This is a genomic window from Leifsonia virtsii (genome assembly GCF_030433675.1).
Classification (GTDB): Bacteria; Actinomycetota; Actinomycetes; order Actinomycetales; family Microbacteriaceae; genus Leifsonia; species Leifsonia virtsii.
Map to the genome: position 1 here is coordinate 783,537 of NZ_JAROCB010000001.1, position 17,343 is coordinate 800,879.

General features: G+C 71.1%; 15 protein-coding genes. 4 read left to right on the forward strand and 11 right to left on the reverse strand.

Translation table 11 applies throughout. The features are described 5' to 3' along the window. Positions 1-61: 61 nt before the first annotated feature. Together leuS and pabB are read right to left on the reverse strand one after the other, a co-directional pair. Positions 62-2,677, reverse strand: a complete 2,616-nt coding sequence (leuS, locus tag P5G59_RS03840; protein ID WP_301216161.1) for a leucine--tRNA ligase — start codon at positions 2,675-2,677, stop codon at positions 62-64. An 86-nt stretch (positions 2,678-2,763) separates the two neighbouring features. Further along, positions 2,764-4,194: an aminodeoxychorismate synthase component I gene (gene pabB / locus P5G59_RS03845; RefSeq protein ID WP_301216163.1), complete on the reverse strand. Its 1,431-nt coding sequence runs from the start codon at positions 4,192-4,194 to the stop codon at positions 2,764-2,766. 17 nt (positions 4,195-4,211) lie between these two features. On the opposite strand from pabB, the gene P5G59_RS03850 reads away from it, so the two are divergent. Continuing rightward, positions 4,212-5,021, forward strand: a complete 810-nt coding sequence (locus P5G59_RS03850) for an aminotransferase class IV (protein WP_301216165.1) — start codon at positions 4,212-4,214, stop codon at positions 5,019-5,021. A 58-nt stretch (positions 5,022-5,079) separates the two neighbouring features. On the opposite strand, the gene cydC is transcribed toward P5G59_RS03850, so the two are convergent. The 4 genes from cydC to P5G59_RS03870 are packed head-to-tail and all read right to left on the reverse strand — an operon-like array spanning position 5,080 to position 10,866. Continuing rightward, positions 5,080-6,774, reverse strand: a complete 1,695-nt coding sequence (cydC, locus tag P5G59_RS03855) for a thiol reductant ABC exporter subunit CydC (RefSeq protein ID WP_301216167.1) — start codon at positions 6,772-6,774, stop codon at positions 5,080-5,082. After that, on the reverse strand, positions 6,764-8,398 hold the full coding sequence (gene cydD / locus P5G59_RS03860) for a thiol reductant ABC exporter subunit CydD (protein ID WP_301216169.1): 1,635 nt from the start codon (positions 8,396-8,398) through the stop codon (positions 6,764-6,766). Before cydD ends, cydC begins: the two co-directional genes overlap by 11 nt. A gap of 1 nt (position 8,399) precedes the next feature. After that, entirely contained in the window at positions 8,400-9,440 is a 1,041-nt protein-coding gene (cydB, locus tag P5G59_RS03865) for a cytochrome d ubiquinol oxidase subunit II (protein ID WP_301216172.1), read from the reverse strand. Positions 9,441-9,453: 13 nt separating this feature from the next. Next, positions 9,454-10,866, reverse strand: a complete 1,413-nt coding sequence (locus P5G59_RS03870) for a cytochrome ubiquinol oxidase subunit I (protein WP_301216174.1) — start codon at positions 10,864-10,866, stop codon at positions 9,454-9,456. A 91-nt stretch (positions 10,867-10,957) separates the two neighbouring features. On the opposite strand from P5G59_RS03870, the gene P5G59_RS03875 reads away from it, so the two are divergent. The 3 genes from P5G59_RS03875 (at position 10,958) to P5G59_RS03885 (ending at position 13,023) form a co-directional block, all read left to right on the forward strand. Continuing rightward, positions 10,958-11,326, forward strand: a complete 369-nt coding sequence (locus tag P5G59_RS03875; protein ID WP_301216176.1) for a BlaI/MecI/CopY family transcriptional regulator — start codon at positions 10,958-10,960, stop codon at positions 11,324-11,326. Further along, entirely contained in the window at positions 11,323-12,279 is a 957-nt protein-coding gene (locus tag P5G59_RS03880; protein ID WP_301216178.1) for a M56 family metallopeptidase, read from the forward strand. The genes P5G59_RS03875 and P5G59_RS03880 overlap by 4 nt, the downstream gene beginning before the upstream one ends. Positions 12,280-12,345: 66 nt before the next feature. Next, positions 12,346-13,023 carry a DedA family protein gene (locus tag P5G59_RS03885; RefSeq protein ID WP_301216180.1) on the forward strand — a complete coding sequence of 226 codons (678 nt, stop codon included), beginning with the start codon at positions 12,346-12,348 and terminating at the stop codon, positions 13,021-13,023. A gap of 4 nt (positions 13,024-13,027) precedes the next feature. Here the strand turns inward: P5G59_RS03885 and P5G59_RS03890 are convergent, their stop codons facing one another. From P5G59_RS03890 to P5G59_RS03910, 5 genes are all read right to left on the reverse strand, one after another. Further along, positions 13,028-13,954, reverse strand: coding sequence for an ABC transporter substrate-binding protein (locus P5G59_RS03890; protein ID WP_301216182.1), 927 nt, complete (start codon positions 13,952-13,954; stop codon positions 13,028-13,030). A gap of 52 nt (positions 13,955-14,006) precedes the next feature. After that, complete coding sequence (locus tag P5G59_RS03895; RefSeq protein WP_301216184.1) at positions 14,007-14,747, reverse strand: ABC transporter permease; 741 nt, start codon at positions 14,745-14,747, stop codon at positions 14,007-14,009. Next, on the reverse strand, positions 14,744-15,433 hold the full coding sequence (locus tag P5G59_RS03900) for an ABC transporter permease (protein ID WP_301216186.1): 690 nt from the start codon (positions 15,431-15,433) through the stop codon (positions 14,744-14,746). The genes P5G59_RS03895 and P5G59_RS03900 overlap by 4 nt, the downstream gene beginning before the upstream one ends. Next, positions 15,430-16,329 (reverse strand): ABC transporter ATP-binding protein, encoded by a 900-nt coding sequence (locus P5G59_RS03905; RefSeq protein ID WP_301216188.1) that lies wholly within the window; start codon positions 16,327-16,329, stop codon positions 15,430-15,432. Before P5G59_RS03905 ends, P5G59_RS03900 begins: the two co-directional genes overlap by 4 nt. Positions 16,330-16,649: 320 nt before the next feature. Then, a complete protein-coding gene (locus P5G59_RS03910) occupies positions 16,650-17,306 on the reverse strand; it encodes a TetR/AcrR family transcriptional regulator (protein WP_301216190.1) in 657 nt (218 codons plus the stop codon). Positions 17,307-17,343 lie beyond the last annotated feature (37 nt).

Genomic DNA, 17,343 nt, shown 5'->3' on the forward strand with positions numbered 1-17,343 from the left:
CAGCGAGGGCGCCGGATTGTGGAGAACCCGGCGCCCTCAGCTCACGAATGAGCCGACGACCTCAACCGCGCGGCTTGGTGGCGATGTTCACCAGGCGCGGCGCCCGCACGATCACGTTGACGACCTCCTGGTCGCCCACCGACCGCGTGACCGCCTCCGAGCCGCGGGCCAGAGCCTCCAGCTCGTCGGCCGAGATCTTCGGCGAGACCTCGAGCCGGTCGCGAACCTTGCCGTTCACCTGCACGACGGCCGTGACCGACTCCTCGATCAGCAGTGTGGGGTCGGGCTTGCGCCACTGCGCCAGCGCCACCGACGGCTCGTAGCCGAGCTTCTGCCACATGTCCTCGGCGGTGTATGGCGAGAACAGGTTCAGCGCCATCGCGACGACCTCGGCCGCCTCGCGCACGGCCGCGTCGCCCGGGCCTGCGCCGGTGTCGATCGTCTTGCGGGTGGCGTTCACCAGCTCCATCAGACGCGCGACGACGACGTTGAACTTGAACGACTCCACCAGCCCCGGCGCGTCAGCCAGGAAGCGGTGCGTGACACGGCGCAACGCCGCATCCCCCGTCTTCCAGACCACGTCGGGAGCGCTGGTCACGTCGTCGGCGATGCGCCAGGCGCGCGCCAGGAACTTCGCCGAACCGGACGGCGACACGTCGGCCCAGTCGATGTCGTCCTCCGGCGGGCCGGCGAACGCCATGGTCAGGCGCACCGCGTCGACGCCGTGCTCGTCCAGCTGCTCGGAAAGCTTCACCAGGTTGCCGCGCGACTTGGACATGGCCGAGCCGTCCATCAGCACCAGGCCCTGGTTCAGCAGGGCGGTGAACGGCTCCGTGAAGCTGATGTAGCCGAGATCGAACAGCACCTTGGTGACGAACCGGGCGTACAGCAGGTGCAGGATGGCGTGCGTCACGCCGCCCACGTACTGGTCGACCGGCGCCCACTTCTCCGCCTCGCGCGGGTCGAAGGCCTGCGTGTCGTCCTTCGGGTTCAGGAAGCGCAGGAAGTACCACGAGCTGTCCACGAACGTGTCCATCGTGTCGGTGTCGCGGGTGGCAGGGCCCCCGCACGACGGGCACGAGACGTTCAGCCACTCGGTCGCCCCGCCCAGCGGGCTGGTGCCCTTGGGCTGCAGGTCGAGTCCCTCGGCCGGCGGCAGCAGCACCGGCAGCTCCGACTCGGGCACCGGCACCTCGCCGCACTGCTCGCAGTGGATGATCGGGATGGGCGTGCCCCAGTACCGCTGCCGGGAGATCAGCCAGTCGCGCAGCCGGAAGTTCTTCGCCGGTGCGCCCAGGTGCGACGCCTGCAGCGCCTCGGTGACGCGACGGATCGCGTTCGACTTGCTCAGCCCGTCGAACGGCCCCGAGTTGATCAGGCGGCCCTCTCCGGTCAGCGCGACGCCGGTCTCGGCCGGGCTCTCCAGCGCGGCCTCCTCCGGCAGGATCGGCTCACCGGTCTCCGGGTCGGTGTGGATGACCGGGATGGCGCCGGTCACCGGCTGCGTCGTGTCGACCACGACCCGCACGGGCAGGTCGAACGCACGGGCGAAGTCCAGGTCGCGCTGATCGTGCGCAGGCACGGCCATGATCGCACCGTGCCCGTAATCGCTCAGCACGTAGTCGGCGGCCCAGATCGGCAGCTTCTCGCCGGTCAGCGGGTTGATCGCGTGGCGCTCCAGGAAGACGCCGGTCTTCTCGCGCTCGGTGCTCAGCCGGTCCATCTCGGTCGTGCCGCGCACGGCCTCCAGGTACTCGTCGAAGCGCTGCTTGACCTCGGGACGCGCACCCTCGACCAGCTCGGCGGCCAGGTCGGAGTCCGGCGCGACGACCATGAAGGTGACGCCGTAGAGCGTGTCAGGACGGGTCGTGTAGACGGTGACCGGCTCCTCGCGGCCCTCGATCTGGAACGTGACGTCGGCACCCGTCGAGCGCCCGATCCAGTTGCGCTGCATGGAGATGACCTTGGACGGCCACGCGCCCTCCAGCTGGTTCAGGTCATCCAGCAGGCGGTCGGCGTAGTCGGTGATGCGGAAGTACCACTGGGTCAGCTTCTTCTTCGTGACCAGGTTGTCGCAGCGCTCGCAGCGGCCGTTCACGACCTGCTCGTTCGCCAGCACGGTCTGGTCGAAGGGGCACCAGTTGACCTGGCTGGCCTTGCGGTACGCCAGGCCCTTCTCGTACAGCTTCAGGAACAGCCACTGGTTCCAGCGGTAGTAGGAGGGGTCGCTCGTCTGCAGCACGCGGTCCCAGTCGAAGCTGGGCGCGTAGCGGCGCATCGACGCCTTCTGCTGCGCGATGTTGTCGTTGGTCCAGCCGGCCGGGTCGAGCCCGCGCTTGATGGCTGCGTTCTCGGCGGGCAGGCCGAAGGAGTCCCAGCCGATCGGGTGCAGCACGTTGAAGCCCTGCTGCCGCCAGTAGCGGGCGATGACGTCGCCCAGCGCGTACGCCTCGGCGTGGCCCATGTGCAGGTCGCCGGACGGGTACGGGAACATGTCGAGGATGTACTTGCGCGGGCGCGTGTCGGCGGGGTCGTCGGTCGCGAACGGGCGCAGCTCCTCCCAGATCGGGAGCCACTTGTCCTGGATCGCCGCGAAGTCGTACTGCGCGCGCTCGGTCTGCGCGTCCTGCGGGGTGCTCGCGGCCGTGGTGCCGGCTGCGTCGTGCTCGTGTGCCACGTGACTCTCAATCTCGGATCCGTCGTGCCGCGGGTGGGTTCGGCGGCACGGAAGAGGTCCGGACGGCGCGCGTCCGGGTCTCCAGCTTACTGAACGTCGGAGGCGTCCAGTCCGTTCCCAGCGGGCTCCCGGTTCGCCGACGGCGTGACGGCGCCGGCGACACCGGCGGCACCGAGCAGCGCGGCGGCCTTCACGCGCACCTCCTCCAGCTCCTCGCGCGGCACCGACAGCGCGGTGATGCCGCCGCCTGCGCCGATCGTCGCCATGCCGCCGGCGAAGTGGATGCTGCGGATCACCATCGCGAGCTCCGCCGTGCCGTTGAACGCGAGGTAGCCGAAGCATCCGGCGAACGCGCCGCGCGGGCCGCGCTCCAGCCGGTGCAGGATGCGCATCGCGCTCAGCTTGGGCGCGCCGGTCATCGAGCCGGCCGGGAAGCACGCGGCCACCGCGTCCACCGCGCCGAGCCCGGCCCGCAGCCGGCCCTCGACGGTGGACACCAGCTGGTGCACCTGCGCGTAGCTCTCCACGGCGAGCAGGTTGCGCACCTCGACCGAGCCGACCTCGCTCACCCGGCCGAGGTCGTTGCGCATGAGGTCGACGATCATCACGTTCTCGGCGCGCTCCTTCTCGCTCGCCTCGAGGTCGGCGCGCAGCTCGAGGTCGGCGGCGACGGTCGCGCCGCGGGGACGCGTCCCCTTGATCGGACGGGTGCGGACGCGGCCGTCGGCCTCCACGCGCAGGAACTGCTCCGGCGACGAACTGACCAGCACGTCGCCCCCGATCCGCACGAACCCGGCGTGCGGCGCGGGGCTGAGCTCGCGCAACCGCAGGTGCACGGCCAGCGGGTCGGCATCCGTCCGCGCCTCCGCACGGTTGGTGAGGCACAGCTGGTAGGCGTCGCCGGCGCGGATGGCGTCCTGGCAGGCGGCGATCGCGGCGAGGTACGCGTCGTCGTCGTGCCGCCAGCGTGCGGTGGCCGCGGGGATGGGATGCGCCGCGCGGTAGGCGGCCGCGGCGCCGGCGGCGTTCGCGAGCGCGGAAGCCGTCGCGGCGAGCCAGGCGCGACCGTCGGGGGTGTCCGGCGCGACGAGCTCGGCGGTGCCTGCGGCGTGGTCGACGCAGAGGAGACGGTCGACGAGCAGCAGGGCGGCATCCGGCGACCCGGAACCGGAGACAGAGACCGGGACGCCTGTAGCGGCAGCGCCCGCCTCGTAGCCCAACCGGCCCCACCAGCCCACCGGGTAGGCGCCGGGCTCCGGACGAGGCCGAGCGGCCAGGTCGTCCCGGAGTGCGTCGAGGATCCCGCCCGGCGTCGTGACGCCGTCGACCGTCACCGTGCCGTCGGCGACGGACGCGGTCGCGGTGACCGAACCCGTCCCGAGGAAAGTGCGCCCGTCGGAAGCATCCGGCCCGCTGTCCAACCACACGGCGTCGCCGCCGGCGCCGAACACGGTCACGAACGCGTCCGCCGGGTCAACCCGGGTCTCGAGCCGGTGCACGCGGAGCGGGAGAGCCACCGGACTAGCCTAGGCGAGTGGATCCACAGCGCACCGGACCGATGACCGCGCTCGCCGACTGGGCGAACGGCGAACTGCGGTTCCGCGACGACTGCGAATTAGTGGAGACCGAGCTGCTCGGCGCCGACTCCTTCCTGGTCGAGGAGGGCCGCGTCCTCGCTCTCGGCCTGCACCGGTCCCGGTTCGCCGAGACCGCGCGCGAGCAGGGCTTCGGCGACCTCGGCAAGCTGGAGGCGTTCTGGGACGCCGGGATCGCCGCCCTGCCGCGCGACGGCGCCTGGTTCCCGCGGTTCGAGCTGGTGCGTGTCCGGGACGCGCTGCGGCTGCGGTTCCGGCAGCGTACGGCTCCGGAGCGGACGTCGTCGGTCGTCGTCGCGACCGCGGACGCCGACCCGCGCCGGGTCCCGCACCTCAAGGGTCCGGACATCGACCGGCTGAGCGCGCTCCGGCCGAAGGCGCAGCGGCGCGGCGCGCAGGAGGCCGTGATCCTGGACGACGGCCGCGTCTCGGACGGCGCGACGACCGCGTTGCTGTGGTGGCGCGGCGGGACGCTGTTCGCTCCCCCGTTCGAGCTGCCGCGCGTCGACAGCGTCGCCGCGCGGACGGTGCGCGGCATCGCGGCGGCGCTCGGCGTCCCGGTCGAAGAGGAGTCCGTGCGCCCGTCGGAGCTCGACGGCGCGGTGCTGTGGGCGGTCAACGCGCTGCACGGCATCCGGCCGGTGACCTCCTGGGTCGACGGTCCTGTCCTCGCCGCCGATCCGGCGCGCACGGACGCCTGGCGCGCCCGCTTCGCAGCGCTCGCCCGGCCGCTCCCTTCGCCGAGTTGACACGACACGCCGTGCGGCCGGCGGGCTGCGCGGCGTGTTGCGTCAACCAGGCGGAAATCTAGGCGACGAGCCGGCCGTCCTCCAGACGCAGCGTGCGGTCGACCAGGTCGGCCGGGACGTCGGTGTGCGAGATCAGCAGCACCGTGCGGCCGTCCTCCGCGGCCGTGGTGAGCACGTCGCGGACGATCGCGCCGGCGGCCGCCGCATCCACGTTCGCCGTGGGCTCGTCGACGACCAGCACCGGGAAGTCGGCGAGTAGCGCCCGCGCGAGCGCGATCCGCTGCGCCTGACCGCCGGAGACCAGGGCGCCCCGCTCACCCACCCGGGCGTCGAGTCCGCCGCGCTCGGCCGTCCACTCGGCGAGCCCGACCCGGCCCAGGGCCGTGAGCAGCTCGTCGTCGGTGGCGGTGTCGCGGGCGAAGAGGAGGTTCTGCCGCAGGTCGGCGTCGAACAGGTACGGTCGCTGCTCCACGAGCCCGACCACGCGCCGCACGTCGTCCTGCCGGAGCCCGCGCGTCTCCACGCCGTCGAGCGCGTAGCCTCCGCTGTGGTCGAGCAGGCGGGTCAGGACGTGCGCGAGCGCGGTCTTGCCTGCCCCGGTCGGTCCGGTGAGCACGACGCGCTCCCCCGGCGCGAGCCGCAGCGACACGTCGCTCAGCACCGCGCCCTCCGCCTCCGGCCAGCGCGCCGACACGCCGTCGAGCCGCACCTCCGGGACGCCGCCGAGCGCGAGCGGCGCCGCGTCGGGAGCGTCCACCGGGATGCCGTCCGGCACGGTCGCGGGAGCGACGTCCGCGATCCGCTCCGCGCTCGCGCGCACCCGCCTCCAGGCGCCGAACGCGAGCGGGACCATCCCGAACACCTCGAACACCGCCAGCGGGAGGAGGGCGAGCACCGCGAGCCCCGGTGCGCTGAGCGCGCCGTCGCGGAGAGCGGGGATCCCGGCCGCCAGCGCCCACACGGTGGCGGCGCCCGCGAGCACGGACACGACACCGGCCGTCACGCCCAGCCCGGCGGCACGCGACCGCGCGGCAGCGGTCAGCCGGTCGCTGGCCACGCGTACGCGCTCCTGCGCGGCGGGCAGGGCGTCGTACGCGGTGAGGACATCGAGGTTCGAGACCAGGTCGTGCAGCGCGTCGTTGAGGGCGGCGCGCAGCGGGGCGATCCGCCGCTCCGACGACGCGGTCGCCCACCGGTTCACCAGCACACCGGCGACGAGCGCCACCAGCAGGGTCGCCAGCAGCGCGACCCCCGCGGCCGGGAGGATCAGGAACGCCACCACCGCGCTTCCCGTCACCACGACGGCCGCGGTCACCAGGGGCTGCACGACCCGAAGGGCCAGGTTCTGCAGCTCGTCGACGTCGTCGGCGACCCGTGTCAGCAGGTCGCCCGACCGCACGCCGCGGAGGCCGTCGGGCGCGAGCGGCTCCAGCCGCCGGTACAGGCGCGAGCGCACGGTGCCGAGCTGCCGGAACGCCGCGTCGTGCCCGGCGAGGCGCTCCAGGTAGCGGAAGAACGCTCGGCCCAGGGCGAACGCGCGAACGCCCACCACGGCCATCGACAGGTACAGCATCGCCGGCTGCTCCGACGCCCGGGTGATCAGCCACGCGGACACCCCGAGCAGTGCGACCGCGCTCGCCCCGCTCAGCACGCCGAAGGCGATCGCGGTGCCGAGCCGGCCCGCGGGCGGCACGGCGAGCCGCAGAATGCGACGGACCTCGGGGGTGGGCGCAGTGAGCGTCTCAGCGGACACGGGACACCTCCTCCGCCTCGACGGCGATCACCCGGTCGGCGGCCTCCGCGGCCGCATCCCGGTGGCTCACGACAAGCACCGCCGCACCCTGCTCCGCCACGCGCTTCACCGACGCGAGCAGGCGTCGCTCGGTCGCGGCGTCCAGCGCCGAGGTCGGCTCGTCGAGGATGAGGACCCGGCAGCCGTGGGTCCGCAGCCGGTAGAGTGCCCGCGCCACGGCCACACGCTGCGCCTGGCCTCCGGAGAGCCCGGTGCCGCCGGCACCGAGCTCCGTCGCCGGGTCGAGCTCGCCGACCGCCGCGTCGCGCAGCGCCTCGGCGACCGCAGCGCCGTCCGGCGCGGGATCGCCGAGTGCCACGTTGTCGGCGATGCTTCCCGCGACGAGCCCCGGCCGCTGCCCGGCCCACGCGATCGCGCCGCGCCGGCCGTCGGCATCCGCCCGTCCCCCGGCGAGGATGCGTCCCTCCGCGGGCACGAAACCGAGCGCGGCGCCGACGAGGGACGACTTGCCCGCTCCGCTCGGCGCCCGCAGCACGGCCAGCACGCCCGGCGGCACGTCGGCCGTGAAGCCGTCGACCACCGTCCGCCCGTCGTAGCCGACGTTCACCTGCTCGAACACCAGTCCGTCGCCGGCGGGCGCACCGGGAGCGGCGACCGGCTCGGCGACGCCGTCCGCCGCCTCGATGACCGCGAACGCCCGATCCGCCGCCTCCATGCCCTCGGCAGCCGCGTGGTAGCTCGCGCCGACGTTCCGCAGCGGCAGGAACGCCTCCGGCGCCAGCAGCAGCACGAACAGGCCGACCGACAGATCCAGCGAGCCGCCCAGCAGCCGGAGCCCGATCGTGACCGCGATCACCGCGACCGACAGGCTCGCCACCAGCTCCAGCACGAAGCCGGAGAGGAACGACATCCGGAGCACCTTCATCGTGTGCACCCGGTACTGGTCGCTGACCTCGCGGATGCGCGCCTCCTGCCGGTGCTGCCGGCCGAACAGCTTCAGGGTCGACAGGCCGGCGACGACATCCAGGAACCCGCTCGACAGCGTCGACAGCGCCCGCCACTGCCGCTTCTGCGCCGCCTGGGTCGCCCAGCCGACGAGCACCATGAAGACGGGGATGAGCGGGAGCGTGACGAGCAGCACGATCCCGCTGGTCAGGTCGGCCCAGCCGATGGTGAGGACGAGGAGCGGCGTGGCCACCGCGGTCGCGACCAGCTGCGGCAGGTAGCCGGCGAAGTAGCCCTCCAGCGCCTCCATGCCGTGCCCGGCGACCAGGGTCACGTCGCCGGAACTCCGCCGGGCGACCCACCCGGGCCCCAGCTTCCCGATCGCCGCGGTCAGCCGCTCACGCAGCTGGCCGACGGCGCGGGCACCGCCGCGGGCGGCGACGGCGTCCGTCGCCCAGAGCAGCAGGCCGCGCGCGGCCACCGCTCCGGCGAGCAGCAGCAGCGTCCCGCCGAGCGAACCCAGGTCCTCCCCGGCGATCGCGCGGACGATCACGTCGGTGACCAGCCACGAGAAGGCGACGACGCACGCCGTCCGCAGCACGGCGAGCAGCGCACCGGCCGCGAGCGTGCCGCGGGTGGCGGAGGCGTACTTCAGGAGGCGCGGGTCGAGCGGGCGCATGTCAGGCGGTCACCGGCTGCTGCGGCTCCCCCGCGTCGTCGACGGTCTCCTGCGGGATGTGGTCGCGGGTCACGCGCTTGCGGAAGATCCAGTACGTCCAGCCCTGGTAGACCAGGATGAGCGGCAGGAAGATCGCCGCGACCCACGTCATGATCGTCAGTGTCGTGTCGGAGCTCGACGCGTTCGCGATCGTCAGGGTGTTCTCCGGGTTCGGCGACGACGGCATGACATTCGGGAACAGCGCCGCGAACAGCGACACCACGGCCAGCGCGATCGTCGCGGCCATGAAGCCGAACGACCAGCCCTCGACCCCGCGCAGGTTGGCGATCCAGGAGGCGATCAGGGCCACGGCGGCGAGGATCGCCAGGGCGAGGAACACCGGCGAGAAGTGGTTCAGCGCCGTCCAGCCGAGGAAGACGGCGGCCACCACGATCGCCGCGGCTCCCGAGCGCGTCGCCAGCTTCCGCGCCCGCAGCCGGAGGTCGCCGTCCGTCTTCAGCGAGACGAACACCACACCGTGGGTGAAGAACAGCAGGAGGGTGGTCAGTCCGCCGAGCAGCGCGTAGCCGTTCAGAAGGTCGAACAGGGTGCCGGTGTAATCGTGGTGCGCATTCAGCGCGACGCCCTGCACGATGTTGGCGAACGCCACACCCCAGAGGAACGCGGGCAGGGCGGAGCCGACCACGATCATCCCGTCGAACCAGCGCTTCCACCGCGCATCGGGACGCTGGTGCCGGTACTCGAACGACACGCCGCGCGCGATGAGCGCCAGCAGGATGAGCAGCAGCGCCAGGTAGAAGCCGCTGAACAGGGTCGCGTACCACTCCGGGAAGGCCGCGAACAGCGCGGCCCCGCCGACGATCACCCAGGTCTCGTTGAGGTCCCAGACCGGACCGATCGTGTTGATCATCACGCGCCGATCGGTGTCGTCGCGGCCGAGGAACGGCAGCGCCATCCCGACCCCGAAGTCGAACCCGTCGAGCACGAAGTAGCCCACGAAGAAGAAGGCGACGATGCCGAACCAGAGAACTGCCAGATCCATTTCCGTGCTCCTCCTAGTAGACCGTCGCGACCGGGACGGGCTCGCCCGCCTCGTCGAGATGCTTCTCGATCGGCTCGGGGCCCTTCTGGGCGGCCCGCTTGATCAGCTTGAACTCGACCACGGCGAGCGTGCCGTAGATGGCCGTGAAGGCGATCAGCGAGATCAGCACCTCCAGGCCCGTCGTGCCGGGCGAGACGCCGTCGGCCGTCTTCATCAGGCTGAACACGATCCAGGGCTGCCGGCCCATCTCGGTGAAGATCCAGCCGACGATCATGGCCAGCAGCGACAGCGGCATCGCCCAGATGGCGATCTTCCACATCCACGGCTTGGCGGGGCTGCGGCCCTTGCGGGTCAGCCACAGGCCGACGACCGCGATCAGGACGTGGAGCATGCCGAGCCCGATCATCCACCGGAAGGCCCAGTAGGTGACCCAGATGGTCGGGGTGTAGTCGCCGGGACCGTACAGCTGCGTGTACTGCGCCTGCAGGTCGTTGATGCCCTCGACCGTGCCGTTGAGGCTGTGCGTCGAGAGGAACGACAGCAGGTACGGGATGCGGATGGAGAACAGCTCGTGGACGCCGTCCGGGGTTCCGAGGGTGAAGATCGAGAAGGAGGCATCCGCTCCGGTCGACGTCTTGTACAGGGCTTCGGCCGCGGCCATCTTCATCGGCTGCGTGGAGACCATCGCGAGTCCCAACTGGTCGCCGCTGAGCACCGTGCCGATGCCGGCGCCGATCATCAGCCACAGACCGAACTTGAGCGCCGGTCGCATGGTCTCGAGGTTCCGGTTGCGCGACAGGTGCCAGGCGGCGACGGCGATGATGAGACCCGCCGAGACCATGAAACAACCGAAGATCGTGTGCGGGAAGGCGGCGAGGGCGACCTTGTTGGTGAGCACGGCCCAGAGGTCGGTCAGCTCGGCGCGGCCCTTCGCGGCGTTGATGTGGTAGCCGACCGGGTTCTGCATGAACGCGTTGGCGGCCAGGATGAAGTAGGCCGACAGGATCGTGCCGATCGACGTGATCCAGATGGTCGCGAGGTGCAGGCCCTTCGGGAGCTTGTCCCAGCCGAAGATCCAGAGGCCGATGAAGGTGGCCTCCAGGAAGAAGGCGAGCAGGCCCTCCAGCGCCAGCGGTGCGCCGAAGATGTCGCCGACGAAGCGCGAGTAGTCGGACCAGTTCATGCCGAACTGGAACTCCTGCACGATGCCGGTGACGACGCCCATCGCGAAGTTGATGAGGAAGATCTTCCCGAAGAAGTGCGTCAGCTGCAGGTAGTGCGGCTTGCCGGTGCGGTACCAGGCGGTCTGGAAGATCGCGGTGCAGGTGACCAGGCCGATGGTGAGCGGTACGAACAAGAAGTGGTAGATCGTGGTGAGTCCGAACTGCCAGCGTGCCAGCAGGAGCGGATCCAGCAACTCGTTCACATGCCATCCCTCCGTTACTTCTACGCTCCGTAGAAGTCCAACTTCTACAAAGTGTAGAACATTCCCAGCCGGATCGCGCTACCCTGGAAACGTGGCCAATCTCGGAGAACTCGAACGGGCCGTCATGGACGCCCTGTGGGACGGCGACGCCCCCGTCACGGCCGGGGAGCTACGCGACAAGCTAGCGGCGGCCCGGCAGGGCGGCAAGGCACCGGCGCTCACCACGATCCTCACCGTCCTCTCCCGTCTGGAGTCGAAGGGATTCGTCGCGCGCGACCGCGACGCGCGGCCCCACCTCTACACCGCCGCGCTCACCCGGGCCGGCCACGTGGCCGACCTGATGCGCGAAGTGCTCGAGTCGTCGTCCGACCGCACCCAGGCACTCGCCTACTTCGTCGGGTCGGTCGACGAGTCGGAGGCCGAGGTGCTGCGGCGCCTCCTCGACGCCCGCAGCGTGTGAGCGCCTCCCCCGTGGCGGGGCTCTGGGCCGCGGTCTTCCTCGGCGCCCTCGCGGTCGCCCTCGCCTGGCCCGTGCCGCTGCTGCTCGCCCGGGCCAAGTGGCCGTCCGCCGCTCCCGTGCTCGCCGTCGCGCTCTGGCAGTCGATCGCGCTCGCGGGAGGCATCTCGATGATCGGGTCGCTGCTCGTCGCAGGCCTGCAGCCGTTCGGCGACGACCTGTGGAGCCGGATCGCGGGGGCCGCATCCCACATCTTCCAGGGTTCCCTCCCCGCGGATGTGACCCTGCTGAACGCGTTCCTGCTGAGCGCAGCGGTTCTGCTCACGGCGCACCTCCTGCTCAACCTCGCCCTCACCTCGGTGCGCAGCCGCAACCAGCGGCACCGCCACATGGAGCTGCTGCGGCTGCTGTCGTCGCCGCTGCCCGACACCCCGAGCACGCGCGTGATCGACCATCCTGCGCCCGCCGCCTACTGCCTCCCGGGAGCCCGCAGCGTCACCGTGCTGTCGGAGGGGATGATCGAGCTGCTCTCCCCCGCCGAACTCGACGCCGTCGTCGCCCACGAGCGCGCCCACCTGCGGCAGAAGCACCACCTGCTGCTCGACGCGTTCCGCTCCTGGAAGCGCTCGCTGCCGTGGTTCCCGATCGCCACCCGGGCTCAGGACGCCGTAGCGCTGCTCCTGGAGATGCTCGCCGACGACACCGCGCGGCGCACCTCAGGGGATGCGGTGCTCGCCGAGGCGATCCGGCTGGTCGACGAGACGGGCCAGGCGGGTGCCGTGCTCGGCGCGCCGAAGGACCGCCGCACCCCCGAGCAGCGGCGCGCGGCTCTCCTCGCGCGCGAGGAGCGCCTGACCGACGGCCGCCGCACGGTCGGGCCTGTGCTCCGCGCCGCGGTCGTCGTCGCGACGGCACTCCTCGTCCTCGTCCCGCCCGTCGTCGTCCTGCTCTCCTGACGGTTTGGGGCGGGGGCTCAGGCGACGACGCTAGGGTTCGGGTATGCCGCGACGGGAGCCGACGACATGAACGACGCACTGACCTGGGTGCTCGACCTGGTGCAGAGTGTCGACCCGGTGCTCCGGACGCTGCTCGCGGGGGTCGGCATCATGCTGGAGACCTCGATCCTGGTCGGCCTCATCGTGCCGGGCGACACCATCGTCCTCGTCGCCAGCACTGCGGTGGAGGGCCCGGTCGAGTATCTCGCGCTCGTCCTCGCGGTGATCGTCGGGGCGCTCTGCGGCGAGTCGATCGGGTTCGCGCTCGGGCGCTGGTTCGGCCCGCGCATCCGCGCCAGCCGTCTCGGCGCCCGCATCGGCACGCGCAACTTCGATCGCGCTGAGGCGTATCTGGCACGACGTGGCGGCATCGCCGTGTTCCTGTCCCGCTTCCTGCCGGTGCTGCACTCGCTCATCCCGCTCACCGTCGGGATGAGCCCGATGCGGTACCGCACCTTCATGGCCTGGACCGCGCCGGCCTGCGTGCTCTGGGCGCTGGCGTACGTCACGGTCGGCTCGGCCGCCGCGGGCGGCTACCGCGAGCTCTCGCGCGAGCTGCACTGGGCCGGCTACGTCTTCGTGGCGGTGATCGCCGTGTTCGTGCTCGCTGTGTTCGTGGTCAAGAAGGTGCTCGGCAAGCGGGAGGCCCGGCATATGGAAGCGGCGGCCCGGGAGTCCGAGCCGCCGCTTCACGAAGCCGAGTGACCGGCTACTTGATCGGGTGGTCCTGAAGCCACTTCTTGGCGACCGCGTCGGGCTGGGTCTTGCTCGAGCCCTGGTTCTCGCCGTTCATGTCGATGAGGTCCGACGTGGTGAGCTCCTTAGAGACCTTGTTCAGGACCTCCTTCACCTTGTCCGACGCCTTCTTCGAGTTGATCAGCGGCACGATGTTCTGCGCCGCGATCAGGTTCTTCGGGTCCTTGAGGGTCACGAAGCCGTTGTCCTTGATGGCCGGGGTCGTCGTGTAGATGTCGGCCAGCTGCACGTCGCCGTTCTTCAGCGCCGCGACGGTCAGCGGACCGCCCGAGTCGCTGATCGGCTTCAGCGTCGCGGTGACGCCGTAAGCTGACTTGAGGCCCGGGATGCCGTACGGCCGGGTCTCGAACTCCGGGTTGGCGCCGACGGTGAGCGGCACGGTGACCTTCTTCAGGTCGTCCAGGCTGGTCACGCCGTACTTGTCGGAGAACTCCTTGGTGACGTTGTACGAGTCGGCGTCCTGCGCCTCCGACTGGTCGAGCACCTCGTAGCCCTTCGGCAGCGCCTTGCCGAGCGCGCTGTAGACGTCGTCGCTCGAGGTCGCGGTGCTGTTCTTGTCGTAGAACTGGAGCAGGTTGCCGCTGTACTCGGGGATGAGGTCGATCGAGCCGTCCTGCAGCGCCTTCAGGTAGACGTCGCGCTGACCGATGCTCGGCTTGTACGAGACCTTGACGCCGTTGGCCGCGAGGGCCTGGCCGTAGATCTGCATGAGGATCTCGGACTCGCCGAACGCGGCCGAGCCGACCGTCACGGTGTCGCCGGACGAGGAGCTGGAACCGGTGTTGAACGCGCCGCCGCCGGACGAGCAGGCGCTCAGGGCGAGCAGGGCCCCGGCGGCGAGCACGCCTGCTGCGAGGCGGCTCTTCTTCGATGCGAACATGATCTCTCTTCTCTCGGTGTGTTTCGTGTTCTCTGTGTGCGGGTAAGTAACGTCAGGAGGTCGTGGCGCCCTCGGGCGCGGTCGTGCGGGTGCGGCCACGGCCGCCCTCCGCGGTGTCGCGGACGCGGCCGGCGACGACGCCGCGCGGGACGACGAGCCGCTGGACGATCGCGAACAGGCCGTCGGAGACGAGCGCGAGCGCGATGACGATGATGGAGCCGCCGAGCATCTCGGGGTAGTTCTGCACGGCGATGCCGTCGATGAGGAACCGGCCGAGGCCGCCGACGGGCAGGATGGCCGCGACGGTCCAGGTCGCGATGACCTGCAGCGCGCCGGAGCGGATGCCGCCGATGACGAGCGGAAGGGCCAGCGGCAGCTCCACCTTGGCGAAGACCTGCCAACCGGTCATGCCGATCGACCTGGCCGCGTCGATCGGCGCGCGGTCGACCGATTCGAGGCCCGAGTAGGCGCCCGCCAGGATCGGCGGGATGGCCAGGATGGTCAGCGCGATGAGCGGGGGAACGATCGAGATGTTGGCGGTGATCAGGGCCAGGTACACCACGAGCCCGAGGGTCGGCAGGGCGCGGAGCGCGCCGGAGACCCCGACCGCGACGCCGCGGAACTTCCCGGTGTGCCCGATGGCAAACCCGATGGGCAGCGCGATCGCGGCGGCGAGCACCAGCGTGAGCAGCGAGTACAGGATGTGCTCGAGCGTCCGCGCCGGGATGCCGCCGGCGCCGACCCAGTTGGCCGGGTCGAAGATCCACCCGAAGGCGGCGAGGATGTCGGTCATGCTCCGGTCACCGCCTTCATCGCGGCGCTGCGGCCCTGCTTGCGGGTGCGCCGGTCGGCGCGTGTCCACGGCAGGAGCAGTCGGCCGATGTCGACCAGGATCAGGTCGAACACCAGCGCCAGGATCATGATCAGGACGATGCCGGTGACGGCCTCCTCCGGGTAGTACCGGTTGAGGCTGTCCGTGAACAGGAAGCCGAGGTTCGGGACGCCGAGGAGGGCCGCGACGCTGACCAGGCTCACCGTGCTCACGGAGACCACACGGAGTCCGGCGAGCAGCACAGGACCGGCGAGCGGGAGCTCCACCGTCCAGAACCGCCGCCAGCCGGAGAAGCCGACCGCTGTCGCGGACTGCAGCACGTCACCGGGAACGGCGGCCAGGGCGTCCGCCGAGGTGCGCGCCATGAGCGCCAGCGCGTAGACGCTGAGGGCGATGACCACGTTGACGGGCGACAGGATCTGCGTGCCGATGAGCGCGGGCATGGCGAAGAAGAACGGCAGCGACGGGATGGCGTACAGGATGCCGCACACCGTGAGCAGCACGCCGCGGCTCCAGCGGTAGCGGTTCGCCACCCACCCGATGGGCACGGCGACGACGAACCCGATGACGATCGGCAGTGCCGCCAGCCACACGTGGGAGACCGTGAGATTCCAGACCTGGCCGAGGTTCGACCACAAGAAGCTCACGACGCGTCCTCACCCTGCGCCGGAGCACCCGCGACCGGAACGGTCGCGGCCTTTGCCTCGGAGGGGACGGCGCCGCCGGTCGGCGCGCCGGACAGGACGCCGGCCGGACGTCCGTCGTCGTCGACGAGCACGGAGCCCGTCGGCGTCTGCTCGACGTGGAGGACCCGACGGCCGCGCTCCGCGCCGATGAACGACGCGACGAAGTCGTCGGCCGGGTCGGCGAGGATCTCGGACGGCGTGCCCTTCTGCGCGACGATCCCGCCCTTGCGGAAGATCACCACCTGGTCGCCGAGCTTGAACGCCTCGTCGATGTCGTGCGTCACGAAGACGACCGTCTTGCCGAGGTCGCGCTGCAGCCGGAGCAACTCGTTCTGCAGGTCGTCGCGCACGATCGGATCGACCGCACCGAACGGCTCGTCCATGAGCAGGATGTTCGGGTCGACCGCGAGACCGCGAGCCACGCCGACGCGCTGCTGCTGACCGCCGGACAGCTGGCTCGGATAGCGGTCGGCGAGCGAACGCTCGAGGCCCACCGTGTCCATCAGCTCGAGCGCGCGCTGGCGCGCCTCCTTCTTCTTCACGCCCTTGAGCAGTGGCACCGTCGCGATGTTGTCGACGACCTTGCGGTGCGGGAGGAGGCCGGAGTTCTGCATCACGTAGCCGATGGAGCGCCGGAGGGCGACGGGCTGGAGGGAGAGCACGTCCTCTCCGTCGATCTCGATCGCGCCGGAGGTCGGGTCGACCATCCGGTTGATCATCCGGAGGATGGTCGTCTTGCCACTGCCCGACGAGCCCACCAGCACGGTGATCTTGCGCGACGGGATGACGAGCGAGAAGTCGTCGACCGCCAGCGTCCCGTCGGGGAAGCGCTTCGTCACGTCGCGGAACTCGATCACGAAAGCCCTCCACGGAAAGGTGCTGCATCGTGGAGTGCTGCGCGCTCGAAGTCGCTCGGGTGTGCACGGACTGAGTCGGCCATCGTCTTCAGCCAAACAGGGTCGAGCCGTTTGCGCAACGGAATGCGTCGAATTGTGGCGTTCAGGGTCGGTCGCATACCGGCCCCCCTTCGGTCTCGTGGCGTTCGGTGGCGGCCCCGGTCTCCCGATCGTCTGAGCTGCCTACGCCCTCTGTTCGGAGCGCTCGCCCGTGTGGATGCCAACCTGCCACCGACCACCGACATTCCCGTTTCGCGCGGATGGTTCGGGGCGCCGACGGGTCAGGCGCTGTCGCCGAACCGCCGCTCGAGGTACTCGCGGGCCACCGTGCGCGCCTCCCCGATGAAGCGCTCGTCGCCCTCCGGGTCCTCGACGAAGGCGCGGTTGATCAGGGAGTCCATGATCTCGACGACGACCTCGAGCCGGAAGGACAGCTCCTCGCCCGAGGGCAGGCCGTACTCGTCGGACAGGATGTCGGCGAACTGCTGGGCGAAGCTGACGGGACGGACGACCTCGTCCTCCGGGACCCCGGCGCGCTCGACGTCGGTGAAGCGGATGATGCGGAAGCCCGGCTCGGTGCGGAACATGCCGACGAAGGCGTCGATGGCGCACTCGACCGCGTTCCACCAGTGCGCCGGCGACTGGGCGTCGATGGCCTCCACCACCGAGCGGCGGTAGCGCAGCAGCGCGCGGTCGCGCAGGGCCTGGAGCAGCACGATGCGGTCGGGGAAGTAGCGGTAGACGGTTCCGATGGACGCACCGGCGCGCTCGGCGACCATTGCGGTAGTGAGGCGGTCGAATCCGATCTCGTCGACGACGGCGGCGGCAGCGTCGAGCAGGGCGTCGATCCGGGCGGCGCTGCGCTCCTGGATGGGTTCCGTGCGGACGAGCGGAGCTCCGACGGTGCTCTGTCCGGCGACCAGATCATTGATGGGCACGAGGGCGACTCCTTCTCTAGTCGTACAAGTGGTGGTG